Raw genomic sequence first — 13,098 nt, 5'->3', positions numbered from 1 at the left:
GTCTAGCGCACCTCGATGGGCAGAGAGGTGTCTCTGCATTCCCAGCCGACCTGCTCCAGTTCCGGCGTATCGGATTGGGCCTCGGGCCAGCCCAAGCAGAAATATCCGATCAACCGCCAGTCCTCGGGGACATCCAGATCGCGCACCATCTGGTCCGGGTCGAGGATCGAGACCCAACCCAGCCCCAGCCCTTCTGCCCGTAAGGCAAGCCAGAACAGGGTGATGGCAGAGACCACAGAATAGCGCCGCATCTCGGGCATAGTACCTGCGCCCAGACCTTGACCCTTGTCGGTGGCATCGTCGCAGAACACGGCCAGCTGCACCGGAGCTTCTTTCATCCCGGACAGTTTCAGCTGGCTGTACAGCTGCGCCTTTTCGCCGGAATACCCGCTCAGCGCCCGCTCGTTGGTCGCTTGGAAATTCTTCAGCGCCGCGTCGCGCGCGGCCTGACTTTCGATGCGGATCACACGCCAGGGTTCGCTGAGCCCAACAGAAGGGGCCAGTCGAAACGCGTCGAGGCAGCGCGTAAGCACTGCCTCGTCAATTGCATCGGTGCGAAACCGGCGCACATCACGCCGGAGCCGCATCAACAGATCGAACTGCGTGCGAAAATCGTCGGAAAAGGCCTGATCCTGCACGCGCCCGACTGCTTATTCTTCTGCAGCAGCTTCTTCAGCCGGTGCAGCAGCCGCTTCGGCAGCTTCAGCAGCCTTGGCAGCTTTCTCTTCCGCGCGTTCCTGAGCTTTCTTGCCCGGAGTACCCTTGTTGGGGTTGTTGCGCTCGGCCTTGTCACGGGCGCCGGCAGCTTCCAGCATACGTGCGATCCGGTCGGTGGGCTGTGCGCCCTGATCCAGCCAGTACTGGATGCGCTCCATGTTCATTTTCACGCGCTCTTCGCTGTCTTTCGGCAGCAGCGGGTTGTAGGTGCCCAGTTTTTCGATGAAACGACCATCGCGCGGCATACGGCTGTCAGCCGCAACAATGCGATAGAAGGGACGCTTTTTCGAGCCGCCGCGGGCGAGACGAATTTTCATTGCCATGGTGGTATCTCCTTTGAATGGCGTATCCGGTGCTAGACCGGCTTAGTTCTGGTGTTTCTTGTGGTGTCGGATGACTTCCTGAATGATGAAATTCAGAAAAGCCTTGGCGAAATCGGGGTCCAGATCGGCCTCTTTCGCCAGGTCTTCTAACCGTGCGATCTGCGCAGCCTCGCGCGACGGATCGGACGGGGGAAGGTCGTGTGCGGCCTTGAGCTTGCCAACGGCCTGCGTGTGCTTGAACCGCTCGCCCAGCGTATAGACCAGGATCGCATCCAGCCGGTCGATGCTTTCTCGATGGTCTTTCAACAGCGCAGCAGCCTGTGTCACGGGGTTGTTCATTGGCCGGTCCTTTCGGTGGTCAAATCAATCTGCGGATGACGCCAGATCTGAGCGTGCTTGCCCAAAAGCTCGGCTCTCTCAATCTCCAGCGTTGCGCCCAGCCGTTCGGCCAGCGCGCGCGAGCGATCATTGGCATGGGCGATGTAAGAAATCACACCGTTAAGCCCCTGATGCCGCGCTGCATAGTCGCGTGCAGCCGCGGCGGCCTCAAAGCCCAGACCTTTGCCTTCGGCCTCGGCCATCAGCGTCCAGCCCAGCTCGGGCTCCGCCCAGCCGGGTACGTAGATCATGCCTGCCCATCCCACGAATGCGCCGCTGGCCTTTTCAGTCAGATGCCACAGACCATAACCGCGCAGCGCCCAATGACCCAATCTGTTCGAAAGAGAGCTCCAGCTTCCAAGCGCGTCCTTGGGACCACCAACCATATGGCTGCGCTCGGTCGCGTAGAACGCGGTCATCGCAGGCAGATCGTCCAGATGCGGCGCGCGAAGGATCAGGCGATCGGTTTCGACGGTGGGTATAGTGAACGAGGTCATGCATATGCCTCCACGCCACCATTTACCAGATCGGCAGGCGCAGAATGACGCCAGACCTGCATCGCCCCGAAAGCCGGGTGTTCGAACATATATTCAAACTGCGCGCCCAGCCGTTCCGCGACAGCCTTGCTGCCCAGATTATCCGGATCGATCAGCGAGATTGCGGTTTCCCAGCCCAGCACGTCATAGGCATGTGCACGTGCAGCCAGTGCCGCTTCGGTCGCATAACCCTTGCCGGTGGCGTGGTTCATAAGCGTCCAGCCAATTTCGGGCTCGGGCCAGCCGTGAGGGTTCCACAAGCCAACATGGCCTACATAGGTGCCGGTGTCTTTTTCCTCGACACCCCAGAAGCCATATCCCCGCATCGCCCAGTGGCCTAATAGCATCGCAACAGCGCGCCATGTCTCATCCGGGCGTTTCGGGCCGCCGACGAATTTCGAGGCGTCGCTGGCAAAAAACTCTGCCTCAGCCTCAAAATCGGCCTCGCAGGGGGGCCGCATGATCAGGCGTTCGGTTTCCAGCGTTGGTATGGCCATGGCAAGTGTCATGCCTGCACCTCGCCGTATCGCCAGACATGCTGGGTTGGGCCAAAGGCGCTTTCGGCAACGGCGTCGCGCGTTGCACCCAGACGCTGAGCCAAAGCGTTCGAACGAGCGTTGGACTGCGAAACGTAGCTTACGAACTGGCCGGATCCGAGCAGATCAAGCCCAAAATCGCGAACGGCGCTGCACGCTTCGGTCGCGTAACCTTGCATGCGGAACTTGCTATCGAACATATAGCCAAGCTCGGGCTCGTGATCGTCCCATTCGAGGCCCAGAATGACGAAGCCAATGACCTGATCATCGTCTTTAAACGTGACGGTGAACAAGCCGTGACCATGCAAAAGCCAGCCTGATGTGTAGTAGGAAAACTCAGTCCAGGCGTCCTGCTCGGTATCGCCAAAGCTGTCCTTGCAGATCGATGTCCACACCGGCAGGTCGTCCAGAGTGGGTGCACGCAGAACCAGCCGCCGGGTCTCAATGACCGGCAGGGCCGCGCGATACTGCGCTGCTGCCATCGCCGCCTTTCCGGACGGGGGCTGGGTGCAGCGTGCTGACGTCACTTTTTCTTTCCAAAACCGCTCAACCCCGGGGGCAGGCCCATGCCGCCACCCAGTCCGGGCAGACCGCCGGGCATCTTACCGCCCATCGCTTTGGCGGCTTGTTCCAGCGCCTTGGGGTCCATGCCCGCAGCCATTTCCTCAGGCGAGGGGCCGCCTTTGCCGAACATGCCTTTCATGGCCTGTTTCAGCATCTTGCCTTTGCCCATTTTGCCCATCTTTTTCATCATGTCGGACATCTGCCGGTGCATCTTGAGCAGCTTGTTGAGATCGCTGACCTCCATACCCGAACCGGCGGCGATGCGTTTCTTGCGGCTGGCTTGCAGCAGTTGCGGGTTGGCGCGTTCGCGTTTGGTCATCGACTGGATCAGCGCGATTTGCTGGCGCAGGATTTTATCGTCCAGACCGGCCTGATCCATCTGCTTGGCCATCTTGTTCATGCCCGGCATCATGCCCATCATGCCCTGCATGCCGCCCATCTGGATCATCTGCTCCAGCTGCATTTTCAGATCGTTCATGTTGAACTGACCTTTGACCATGCGCTTCATCATGCGCTCGGTCTGTTCCATCTCCATCGTTTCCTGGGCTTTTTCGACCAGAGCAACGATGTCGCCCATGCCCAGAATACGACCGGCGATCCGGTCCGGCTCGAAGGTCTCAAGCGCGTCCATCTTCTCGCCCAGACCAACAAAGCGGATCGGCTTGCCGGTGACTGCGCGCATCGACAGCGCCGCACCGCCACGTCCGTCACCGTCCATCCGGGTCAGGACCACGCCCGAGATGCCGACCTTGGCATCAAACTCTTCGGCCACTTCAACAGCGACCTGACCGGTCAGGCCGTCGACCACCAGCAGCGTCTCGCGCGGGTCGACCACGTTACGAACCTGCTCGACCTCGTCCATCAGGACTTCGTCGATATGCAGACGACCCGCGGTGTCGAGCATATAGACGTCATAGCCGCCGAGCGTTGCCTGTTGCTTGGCGCGCTTGGCGATATCAACCGGCGTCTGACCGGGTACGATCGGCAGCGTATCTACACCAACCTGCGTGCCCAGAACCGCAAGCTGATCCATCGCCGCTGGGCGATAGACGTCGAGCGAGGCCATCAGGACCTTCTTGCCCTCTTTCTCTTTCAGGCGTTTCGCCAGCTTACCGGTGGTGGTTGTCTTACCGGAACCCTGCAGGCCGACCATCAGGATCGGGGCAGGCGGGTTGTCGATCTTCAGCGCACCGGGGTCTTCTTCGCCGCGCAGTGTATCGACCAACGCGTCGTGCACGATCTTAACGACCTGCTGGCCGGGCGTGATCGATTTGGTGACAGCTTGACCGGTCGCTTGTTCCTGTACTTTCTTGACGAACTCGCGCGCCACCGGCAGCGAGACGTCGGCCTCAAGCAGGGCAACGCGGACTTCGCGCAGGGCGGTTTTCACGTCTTCTTCAGACAGGGCACCCTGTTTGGTCAGCCGGTCAAAGACGCCGGAAAGGCGTTCGGATAGATTTTCAAACATGCCTTCGGCCTCCTTAGCCGGTTATCTGGTGGCGTGCCCTAGATAGGACGCGTCGGTTAAATGCACAAACGCCCCCACGGGCGAAACTCGCTGGTGGGGGGCGATCCCTGAACGACTCAAGGGACCGGAAGATCAAACGCTTCCGGATGTTGGCGGCGATTTAGGCCGATTGGCTGGCAGAGTCAACCTTGCGTGCCGGAAGCCAATCGTTGACCGCATCCACCAGCCGATGCGCGCCGCGCCCACTGGAATAAGCCTCGACAATGGGATGCCGTCCGGCGCTCATGCCCTCATCCAGTATTAGGACAGGGCGATAGAGGGTCGATGTGCCATTGTCGCTACGTGAGGTCGTGCTTTCGGTTTCCGCGTGCGAGAGGTGCGAGAGCTCATGTTCCACGGCATCATATCCAAAGACTGACTGTCTGCGGATCAGGATGCTGTTATTATTGCGATCCAGTATGACCTGCACGCGCCGGACAAAGGCGCAAAATGCACCAAAACCCATGCCTCCGCCGAATAGTGCGAAGAAAATGCCGAACAAGATACCCTCGCCACCTTCACTGGCCAAGAAGACGCCCGCGCCGACAAATGCCAGAATGAAGAAAACCAGCGTGATGCCGATGAACCATGGCGTATTGGACAGGATCAGTTGGCTCGGAGTGTTACGCGTGACTTTCATGGCGGCACGCTAGCACCGAATGCCGCGCCTGTCGTGGCTTGAATTTACCTGTCGGTTGGGCGATGAGCGCGCCATACGAGGAGGTTCCCATGGACGCATCATCTGCCTTTCAGGATACGTTGCCGCTCAGCTCGGATGCGCTTTTGGCGCAGTTGGATGAATGGGGGCTGCCCTATCGGTTGCATACACATATCCCGCTGCGCACGGTTGAGGATGCAAAGGGGGTGGAAGGCCAGTTCATGGTGCCGGGTGAAAACACATTGCGGCTTAAGAACCTGTATCTGCGCGACAAGAAAAAGCGGAATTATCTAGTGACGCTGGAACAGAGCCGCGAGATCGACCTCAAGGCGCTGGGCGCGGAGTTGGGGGTTGGCAACCTGTCCTTCGGCTCGGCGGATCGGCTGTTCCAGAACCTCGGCATCCGCCCTGGCGCGGTCAGTCCGCTGGCGATGATCAACGGCGTTGAGAACAACGTTAAGTTCTTCATGGACGCCGCCGCGCAACAGCCCGATGTCATCAACATGCACCCTTTGGTCAACGACCGAACCGTCGTTTTGTCGCGCGAAGACCTGATGGTGTTCTTTGATAAGATCGGGTGCGAGATAAACTGGCTGCCGTGATCACCCCTCAAGCGCTTCGTTCAAAGCGGCAGCGACATGGGCGGCGGAGGGGTTGACGAACAGGTGACCGTCCGCCTCGAACACCGGATCGTCCAGATGATCGGGGAAGGCCAGAGGCAACTCGGTACAGGCCAGCAAGATCGCGGTTCCGGGTGTGGCGTGTTTGTTGCAGAAGGCCAGCAGGCGCGCATGTGCGGTGTCGGATGCGCCGCCGTAGAAATCACTGTCGATCATCGCCTGCATCTCGGCGATCTCAGGCTCGGGCAGGCGTGTGTTTGCCGTGATACCCTCGGCGGCCAGCCGGTCGGCATAGTTTGTGGCCTGCATGGTGACTGCGGTTCCAAGGACCAAAGCATTGGTGGCGCCGGTCGAGGCGGTCGCGTCGGCGGTTGCGTCAAAAATGCTGAGAATAGGCATGGAGACGCCTTCGCGGATCGTGTGAAGCCGCGCGTGTGGCGTATTGGAGGCGATGATGCCGAAATCGCAGCCTGCGTGTTCCAAAGTCAGCAGTGCTTCGCGGAACACCGCGTCGAAAGCGGCCCAGCTGTCTTCGTCACCGGCCACGCCGCGCAAGGCGCGGGTTTTGGCTTGGGTGACGGATTCGATGGTCATGGGTGGGATGGGCAGCGGCGATCCGTGGCCGCGTTCAGCAAAATACCGACCCGCGCCTTCAGCGATCGCCCGGTAGTAGTCGACAGTTGAGGCCCAGCCAACACCGCCCAATATTCCAATCTTTTTCATGTGAAACGCCCAGTCTGCCGATTTGCCTCGGCGCAGACTGGACGGTTCAAGGGGGGCAGGTCAATCAGGCTGCCAGTTTGGTGACAGCTTTCTGCGCATTGGACAGGGTTGTTTCGGGGTCCAGTGCCATGCGATCTGCGGCGATGACCTCGACATCATGGATGCCGATGAAGCCCAGAACATGGCGCGCATAGGTGGTGGCAAAGTCGATTTCGGAGCCCACCGCCGTACCGCCCGATGCAACAGCAAGGATGGCGCGTTTGCCTTCCAGCAGACCTTTCGGTCCTTCTTCGGAATAGGAGAATGTCAGACCGGCACGGGCGACCAGATCAATCCAGGCCTTGAACGCGGCGGGAACTGAGAAGTTGTAGATCGGCAGGCCGATGACGATCGTGTCGGCCTTTTGCAACTCGGACACCAATTCGTCCGACAGGGCCAGCAGGTCTTTCTGTACCGCGTCACGCTGGTCGGCGGGGGTGAAATTGGCGCCGATCCAGTCTTCGGTCAGCAGGGGCAGGGGAGTGGCCAGATCGCGGCGGATGATACGCCCGGCGTTCAGGTGGCGAACCACGCGGTCGGACAGATCGCGGGTGGCAGATCCAGTGCGGCGGGCCGAGGCGTCGATATGCAGGATGGTTTTGGTCATTTCGGGGCGTCCTTTGTTGCGGAATTAGCTTCTGTTGCCCCAATATGGCTGTTGCGTGCATGAACAAAACTCGGATATATCAACAAGCATTGTTAGAATTTGCACATTGGATCAGATGCAATGGACAATTGGGATGAAGTGAGAACCGCCTATCAGGTGGCGCGCATGGGAACGGTCAGCGGCGCGGCGGATGTGCTGGGTGTGCACCACGCCACCGTGATCCGCCATATCGATGCAATCGAGGCGCGGCTGGGCGTCAAACTATTCCAGCGTCACGCGCGTGGGTACACACCAACCGAAGCGGGTGAGGACCTGTTGCGGGTCGCGCAGGCAACCGAAGATCAGTTCAACCAGTTGGTCGGTCGCATGAAGGGGCGCGGAGACGATGTCTCGGGCGAGATCGTGGTCACCTCACTGGCCTCACTGGCCCCGCTCATCGTACCGACGCTGACCGAGTTCCAGCAGACCCACCCGGGATTGATCGTGCGCTATCTGACCGGCGACCGCCTGTTCCGGTTGGAATATGGCGAGGCGCATGTGGCGATCCGCGCCGGGGCTGCGCCGGATCAACCGGACAATGTGGTGCAGCCGTTCATTCCACAAGAGGTCGGACTATTCGCCAGCAAGGCCTATCTCGCGCGCCACGGCAAACCCGCAAACGTTGCAGATTTCGCCAATCACCACTTCGTCGGCAATGATGACGAAAACAGCCGCGCGCCGTTTTCCCGCTGGCTACGTGCCAACGCGCCGGAGCAGGCGATCACTTTCCGCTGCACCAATAATTTCTGTATGCGAGAGGCTGTTCTGGCCGGTGCAGGCATCGGCTTTATGGCCCGTTGGGAGGCCGCGCGCGATCCCGATCTGGTCGAGGTGATGGCACCGTTGCCCGAGTGGTCTGGCAAGCTGTGGCTGGTGACTCATGTGGATCTGCACCGGACCACTAAGGTGCAGGCTTTCTTATCCTTCCTGAAAGATCAATCCAAGGGCTGGCTGCCGTGACACCGCAGGCGCGCGGCCATCTGGCCATGCTGACATTCTCGGCTTTGGTGGCGGGCAGTTTCTCGCTTGGCTCAATGGCGGCAAATGAGATCGCACCGTCGGCGATCACGGCAGCGCGCTTTGCGATTGCGGCGGTTGTGATCGGCATCGCTGCGATTGCCACAACGGGCATTCCGCGCAGCGCGGCTCGGGCACCATGGCGCTATCTGGTGCTTGGCGGATTGTTCGGAGCCTACTTTGTCCTGATGTTCTACGGATTGAAAACCGCTCCCCCGGTCAGCGCGGCGGCGGTCTTTACGCTGACCCCGGTCATGTCGGCGCTGGCCGGGTGGGTGCTGCTGCGCCAGATCACCACCCCACGCATGGCGCTGGCCCTGACGGTCGGTGCGGTCGGTGCGCTGTGGGTGATCTTCAGAGCGGATTGGCAAGCCTTTCAGGTCTTCGAGATCGGAGGCGGCGAGATCATCTATTTCTGGGGTTGCGCCGCGCACGCCGTCTATACGCCGATGATACGGCGATTGAACCGGGGCGAGCCTGCGGTGGTGTTCACCTTCGGTACGTTGGTTGCGGGGTGTTTGATCCTGACGGTCTGGGGCTGGTCCGATATCCGTGCAGTAGATTGGGGCAACCTTCCCGGGATTGTCTGGGTGACGCTGCTTTATATCTCGTTGTTTGCGACCGCCGCCAGTTTTGTACTGGTTCAGTTTGCAGCCCTGCGTTTGCCCGCGGCAAAGGTCATGGCCTACACTTACCTGACGCCCAGCTGGGTGATCCTGTGGGAAATCGCCCTGGGACGTCCTGCGCCGACTGCATTGGTGTTGGTTGGTGCCGGGCTCACCGCTGTTGCGCTGTTGTTGCTGCTGAAAGGAGAAGACGCGCCTGCAAACACTCCGGTGCGCTCGAATTGAAGCTTGTGATATCTACCTGATGTGGCAGCCTGCCTGTCACCACCAAGGAGCTGGGCCATGAAAACAATGTCACTTATTCCCGCATTGCTGGCGCTGTCCGCCTGTGCCCCCGGTGGCGCGAAAGACGCTGCAGAGGCGGACCTGCAAGCCAGCTGCGAAGCTCTGGTGGGCGCCGAAACCGGCACAGGGCCTGATGGTGTCAAAGCGATGTCGACCCAGTCCAGCCCGACAGGCTCGGTCACCAGCGTATTCGTGGCGGGGGCCGAGGCTCCGTGGCTCTGTCGTGCCGACCCAACGGGGGTTGTGACCGGGGTGGAGTATAGCCGCGAGGGCTGAGCCTGCCGTTTGGATCGTCCCGACGGGTCAGACTGGCGAACCGCCCGGGTCGACATATCTCAGGATCAGGAGGACGCCAATATGTTCAAACACATCATGGTCCCGGTCGACCTGCACTTGCCGCCCGAGGTCAAGAAAGCCACCGAGGTTGCCGCGCAATTGGCCAAATGGCAGGGCGCCAAAGTGACCATCGTCAGCGTCACCGGTCCGCAGCCTGGGGATAGCCACCTGACAACAGACGCGATCAAACAAGAATTGCAGACCTGCGCCAGTGAAATTGCGATGCAAAGCGGCACACGTGTGGACACACGCAACATTCACTCGGTTGATGTCGCGGTCGAGATCGACAAGGACCTGACCCACGCAGCAGAGGAAATGGGGGCCGATCTGATTGTTGTGGGAACCCACGCACCCCGGATCACAGACTATATCCTGTCCAGCCACGCGGGATATCTGGCCAAACACGCCAGCATGTCGGTTTTTGTTGTGCGTTAGGCCTCATCCGGGGGCAGTTCAACTTCAAGAAACCGCTCGAACGCATCCAGATTGACCGGTTCGAACTGTCCGAACCCCTGCATCCAAACCGAGGCCGCTCGAAGCGCGTCGGGTTCTAGTTTACACCACTTCACCCGTCCGCGTTTTTCCTGAGAAATCAGACCTGCTTTGGTCAGGATCACCAGATGCTTTGAAATCGCGGCCAGCGACATTTCGAACGGTTCGGCCACGTCGGTGACGGCCATGTCATCTTCCAGCAGCATCGCTAAGATGGCACGGCGGGTGGGATCGGCGAGGGCTGCGAAGACAGTGTCGAGGTCGTTGGACATGGTTCCGCTGAACCATAGCCTGTGAGTTTGGTCAACCATTTGGTTGAATATGCGGATTCAGGCTTATCCGCCCGGTCAGCGAATTATACGCCATCGGAAGGTTTCACGTGGTTTGTGATTTTATTATGAAAATCTTATACTTAGCGACGTTTATGCTGCGGCTTCATTGCCGTTGACTCTGCGCCTTCGGCCCCTTAGCACCCTACCCAAGACTGTGCGAGGGAAACGCCCGTGACCGAAGATGACCAAAAGCAGCGTATGGCGCAGCTGGAGGCCAAGATCGAAGCGGCGAAAAAGGCCAAAGCGCCGAAACCTCGTGCGGATGCTGACGTATCCGGAGGCGAGCTTGCCTGGAGGATGGTCATCGAATTGGTTTCCGGTCTGGGGATCGGATTTGGCATCGGATACGGGCTGGACAGCCTGCTCGGGACGATCCCGATCTTTCTGGTGCTGTTCACATTGCTGGGCCTTGTCGCGGGCGTGAAGGTTATGCTCCGCAGCGCGAAAGAGGTTCAAGAGAAACAAGCGGCCGCAAGCGCGACCGAGAAGGACGAGAGGGACTGAACGTGGCAACCGAGACCACCGCAGAAAAAGGCAGCAGCCTGGCTTTCCATCCAATGGACCAGTTTATCGTCAAGCCGTTGTTCGGCGACGGTGCGATTGCCTGGTACACGCCCACCAACGTGACCCTGTGGCTGTTCCTGGCGATTGCGGCGATCTTTGCCCTGCTGGTTCTCAGCACGTCCAAGCGCGCCATTGTTCCGACGCGGATGCAGTCGGTGGCCGAGCTGGCCTATGGTTTCATCTACAAGATGCTGGAAGACATCTGCGGCAAGGAAGGCGTAAAGTACTTCCCCTATGTCATGACCCTGTTCATGTTCATCGTCTGCGCGAACTTCCTGGGCATGTTGCCCATGTCCTTCACCACCACATCGCATTTCGCCGTGACCATCCCGCTGGCGCTGGCCGTGTTCCTGACCGTGACCGTTTTGGGTTTCGTCAAGAACGGCGCTGCGTTCCTGGGCTTGTTCTGGGTCTCCAGCGCGCCGCTGGCGCTGCGCCCTGTTCTGGCGATTATCGAGCTGATCTCGTACTTCGTACGCCCGGTCAGCCACTCCATTCGTCTTGCCGGTAACGTCATGGCAGGCCACGCGGTTATCAAGGTGTTCGCAGGCTTTGCCGCGATTGCCGTGATCTCGCCCGTGTCGGTTCTGGCGATCACCGCAATGTATGGCCTTGAGGTCCTCGTGTCCTTCATTCAGGCCTACGTCTTCACCATTCTGACCTGTGTGTATCTGAAAGATGCGCTGCATCCGTCGCACTAAGGTCCGAACCCCCAACATCGAAACTTCCAAATCGTAAGGAGAATTCTCATGGAAGGCGATCTCGCACACATCGGCGCAGGCCTGGCAGCAATCGGTTCCGGCGCAGCCGCAATCGGGGTGGGCAACGTTGCAGGCAACTTCCTGGCCGGCGCCCTGCGCAACCCTTCGGCGGCTGCTTCGCAGACCGCAACCCTGTTCATCGGTATCGCGTTCGCAGAAGCGCTGGGCATCTTCGCATTCCTGGTCTCGCTGCTGCTGATGTTCGCCGTATAATCTGCGGAACCTGATCCTTACGCGCAGATGGGCCCAAGCCATAGCGGCCCATCTGTTGTAAAGACAACGTTCCGACGGAGGACATCATGGCGACTGAACCCATTGCTGAAGAAGTAGTAGGCACATGCGTTGATTCCAGCGGCTACGCCGTCGGGATGCCGCAGCTCTGCTTCGATTGGTTCCCCAACCAGATTTTCTGGCTGGTCATCACGCTGGTCGTCATCTTTCTGGTCCTGTCCCGCGTGGCTCTGCCCCGCATCGCGGCAATCCTGGCTGAACGCCAGGGGACCATTACAAATGACCTGGCTGCGGCCGAAGATCTGAAGGCCAAAGCGGTCGAGGCCGAAGAGGCCTATAACAAAGCGCTGGCCGATGCCCGTTCTGAGGCTCAGCGTATCGCAGCGGAAGCCCGCGCCGAAATCCAGGCCGGTCTGGATGACGCGATTGCCAAGGCGGATGCGGAAATCGCTGCAAAGGCGGCTGAATCGGAAAAGGCAATTGCCGAAATCCGTGCAGGTGCGCTGGAAAGCATTCAAGTGGTTGCCAAGGATACGGCGGCTGAACTGGTCACAGCACTGGGCGGCGAGGCGGATGCCAAAGCCATCAACAGTGCAGTAGATGCGCAGACGAAAGGATAAGTGACATGCGGAACACTCTTGCCCTTATCCTGACCGTTGGTGCCGCCAGCCCCGCGCTGGCCGCAAGCGGCCCGTTCTTCTCGCTTGCCAACACTGACTTTGTCGTCACTCTGGGCTTCATCGTCTTTATCGCGGTCCTGTTCTACTTCAAGGTCCCCGGTATGATCGGTGGTGCGCTGGACAATCGCGCCGAAGGTATTCAAGCCGAGCTGGACGAAGCCCGCGCCCTGCATGAAGAAGCACGCAGTCTGCTGGCCTCGTACGAGCGCAAGCAGCGCGAAGTTCAGGGTCAGGCCGAAGCTATCGTTGCCGCGGCCAAGGAAGACGCGGTTCTGGCGGCTGAACAGGCTAAGGTGGATCTGGAAAAATCCATCGCGCGCCGTCTCGCGGCAGCGCAGGATCAGATCGCATCGGCTGAGGCATCTGCTGTCAAGGAAGTCCGCGATCAGGCCATCACCGTAGCGGTTTCGGCAGCCAACGCCGTGCTGGCCAAACAGATGACCGCAACGCAGGCGAACAAGCTGATCGATGCATCCATCGCGGATGTGGGTGAAAAGCTACACTGATCGCCTGGATCATATGATTTG

General features: G+C 59.8%; 21 protein-coding genes. 10 read left to right on the top strand and 11 right to left on the bottom strand.

Annotated elements, in window-relative coordinates:
- Positions 1 to 2: 2 nt before the first annotated feature.
- The 8 genes from bluB to AC2TEM_RS15410 form a co-directional block, all read right to left on the bottom strand.
- Positions 3 to 638, bottom strand: coding sequence for a 5,6-dimethylbenzimidazole synthase (gene bluB / locus AC2TEM_RS15445; RefSeq protein WP_480856293.1), 636 nt, complete (start codon positions 636 to 638; stop codon positions 3 to 5).
- 12 nt (positions 639 to 650) lie between these two features.
- On the bottom strand, positions 651 to 1,040 hold the full coding sequence (gene rpsP / locus AC2TEM_RS15440; RefSeq protein WP_010437590.1) for a 30S ribosomal protein S16: 390 nt from the start codon (positions 1,038 to 1,040) through the stop codon (positions 651 to 653).
- Between the two features lie 42 nt (positions 1,041 to 1,082).
- A complete protein-coding gene (locus AC2TEM_RS15435; protein WP_170392662.1) occupies positions 1,083 to 1,379 on the bottom strand; it encodes a chorismate mutase in 297 nt (98 codons plus the stop codon).
- Positions 1,376 to 1,915 carry a GNAT family N-acetyltransferase gene (locus tag AC2TEM_RS15430; protein WP_170513361.1) on the bottom strand — a complete coding sequence of 180 codons (540 nt, stop codon included), beginning with the start codon at positions 1,913 to 1,915 and terminating at the stop codon, positions 1,376 to 1,378. Before AC2TEM_RS15430 ends, AC2TEM_RS15435 begins: the two co-directional genes overlap by 4 nt.
- Positions 1,912 to 2,463, bottom strand: coding sequence for a GNAT family N-acetyltransferase (locus AC2TEM_RS15425; protein WP_480761409.1), 552 nt, complete (start codon positions 2,461 to 2,463; stop codon positions 1,912 to 1,914). Before AC2TEM_RS15425 ends, AC2TEM_RS15430 begins: the two co-directional genes overlap by 4 nt.
- Positions 2,460 to 2,972 (bottom strand): GNAT family N-acetyltransferase, encoded by a 513-nt coding sequence (locus tag AC2TEM_RS15420; RefSeq protein ID WP_170776226.1) that lies wholly within the window; start codon positions 2,970 to 2,972, stop codon positions 2,460 to 2,462. The genes AC2TEM_RS15425 and AC2TEM_RS15420 overlap by 4 nt, the downstream gene beginning before the upstream one ends.
- A 41-nt stretch (positions 2,973 to 3,013) precedes the next feature.
- Entirely contained in the window at positions 3,014 to 4,522 is a 1,509-nt protein-coding gene (gene ffh, locus AC2TEM_RS15415) for a signal recognition particle protein (RefSeq protein WP_170402391.1), read from the bottom strand.
- A gap of 160 nt (positions 4,523 to 4,682) precedes the next feature.
- Entirely contained in the window at positions 4,683 to 5,201 is a 519-nt protein-coding gene (locus AC2TEM_RS15410) for a hypothetical protein (RefSeq protein ID WP_170392657.1), read from the bottom strand.
- An 89-nt stretch (positions 5,202 to 5,290) separates the two neighbouring features.
- On the opposite strand from AC2TEM_RS15410, the gene AC2TEM_RS15405 reads away from it, so the two are divergent.
- Positions 5,291 to 5,821 (top strand): prolyl-tRNA synthetase associated domain-containing protein, encoded by a 531-nt coding sequence (locus tag AC2TEM_RS15405; protein WP_480856292.1) that lies wholly within the window; start codon positions 5,291 to 5,293, stop codon positions 5,819 to 5,821.
- Here AC2TEM_RS15405 and AC2TEM_RS15400 read toward each other — a convergent pair whose 3' ends face one another.
- On the bottom strand, positions 5,822 to 6,562 hold the full coding sequence (locus tag AC2TEM_RS15400; protein WP_170465150.1) for an aspartate/glutamate racemase family protein: 741 nt from the start codon (positions 6,560 to 6,562) through the stop codon (positions 5,822 to 5,824). It abuts the gene before it with no gap.
- A 64-nt stretch (positions 6,563 to 6,626) separates the two neighbouring features.
- Positions 6,627 to 7,208 (bottom strand): FMN-dependent NADH-azoreductase, encoded by a 582-nt coding sequence (locus AC2TEM_RS15395; RefSeq protein WP_170392654.1) that lies wholly within the window; start codon positions 7,206 to 7,208, stop codon positions 6,627 to 6,629.
- A gap of 120 nt (positions 7,209 to 7,328) precedes the next feature.
- On the opposite strand from AC2TEM_RS15395, the gene AC2TEM_RS15390 reads away from it, so the two are divergent.
- From AC2TEM_RS15390 to AC2TEM_RS15375, 4 genes are all read left to right on the top strand, one after another.
- Positions 7,329 to 8,207 carry a LysR family transcriptional regulator gene (locus AC2TEM_RS15390; RefSeq protein ID WP_170802237.1) on the top strand — a complete coding sequence of 293 codons (879 nt, stop codon included), beginning with the start codon at positions 7,329 to 7,331 and terminating at the stop codon, positions 8,205 to 8,207.
- Positions 8,204 to 9,115: a DMT family transporter gene (locus AC2TEM_RS15385; protein WP_170392652.1), complete on the top strand. Its 912-nt coding sequence runs from the start codon at positions 8,204 to 8,206 to the stop codon at positions 9,113 to 9,115. Before AC2TEM_RS15390 ends, AC2TEM_RS15385 begins: the two co-directional genes overlap by 4 nt.
- A gap of 57 nt (positions 9,116 to 9,172) precedes the next feature.
- A complete protein-coding gene (locus tag AC2TEM_RS15380) occupies positions 9,173 to 9,451 on the top strand; it encodes a hypothetical protein (RefSeq protein WP_170425150.1) in 279 nt (92 codons plus the stop codon).
- A gap of 81 nt (positions 9,452 to 9,532) precedes the next feature.
- Positions 9,533 to 9,946 (top strand): universal stress protein, encoded by a 414-nt coding sequence (locus AC2TEM_RS15375; RefSeq protein ID WP_170425153.1) that lies wholly within the window; start codon positions 9,533 to 9,535, stop codon positions 9,944 to 9,946.
- On the opposite strand, the gene AC2TEM_RS15370 is transcribed toward AC2TEM_RS15375, so the two are convergent.
- Positions 9,943 to 10,275: an ArsR/SmtB family transcription factor gene (locus AC2TEM_RS15370; RefSeq protein WP_170392649.1), complete on the bottom strand. Its 333-nt coding sequence runs from the start codon at positions 10,273 to 10,275 to the stop codon at positions 9,943 to 9,945. The genes AC2TEM_RS15375 and AC2TEM_RS15370 overlap by 4 nt on opposite strands.
- 231 nt (positions 10,276 to 10,506) lie before the next feature.
- Between AC2TEM_RS15370 and AC2TEM_RS15365 the strand changes: the two genes are divergently transcribed.
- The 5 genes from AC2TEM_RS15365 to AC2TEM_RS15345 all read left to right on the top strand — a co-directional run bounded on the left by AC2TEM_RS15365 (position 10,507) and on the right by AC2TEM_RS15345 (position 13,077).
- On the top strand, positions 10,507 to 10,839 hold the full coding sequence (locus tag AC2TEM_RS15365; RefSeq protein ID WP_170425155.1) for an AtpZ/AtpI family protein: 333 nt from the start codon (positions 10,507 to 10,509) through the stop codon (positions 10,837 to 10,839).
- A gap of 2 nt (positions 10,840 to 10,841) precedes the next feature.
- Positions 10,842 to 11,600: a F0F1 ATP synthase subunit A gene (locus AC2TEM_RS15360; protein ID WP_170392647.1), complete on the top strand. Its 759-nt coding sequence runs from the start codon at positions 10,842 to 10,844 to the stop codon at positions 11,598 to 11,600.
- Between the two features lie 48 nt (positions 11,601 to 11,648).
- Positions 11,649 to 11,873, top strand: a complete 225-nt coding sequence (locus tag AC2TEM_RS15355; RefSeq protein ID WP_005981269.1) for a F0F1 ATP synthase subunit C — start codon at positions 11,649 to 11,651, stop codon at positions 11,871 to 11,873.
- Between the two features lie 86 nt (positions 11,874 to 11,959).
- Entirely contained in the window at positions 11,960 to 12,511 is a 552-nt protein-coding gene (locus AC2TEM_RS15350) for a F0F1 ATP synthase subunit B' (protein ID WP_170402362.1), read from the top strand.
- Positions 12,512 to 12,516: 5 nt separating this feature from the next.
- Entirely contained in the window at positions 12,517 to 13,077 is a 561-nt protein-coding gene (locus tag AC2TEM_RS15345) for a F0F1 ATP synthase subunit B (protein ID WP_170392645.1), read from the top strand.
- The last annotated feature ends 21 nt before the right edge of the window (positions 13,078 to 13,098 follow it).

Source organism: Ruegeria sp. HKCCD3925 (assembly GCF_057221175.1).
This window is presented reverse-complemented; position numbering and strand designations above follow the sequence as displayed.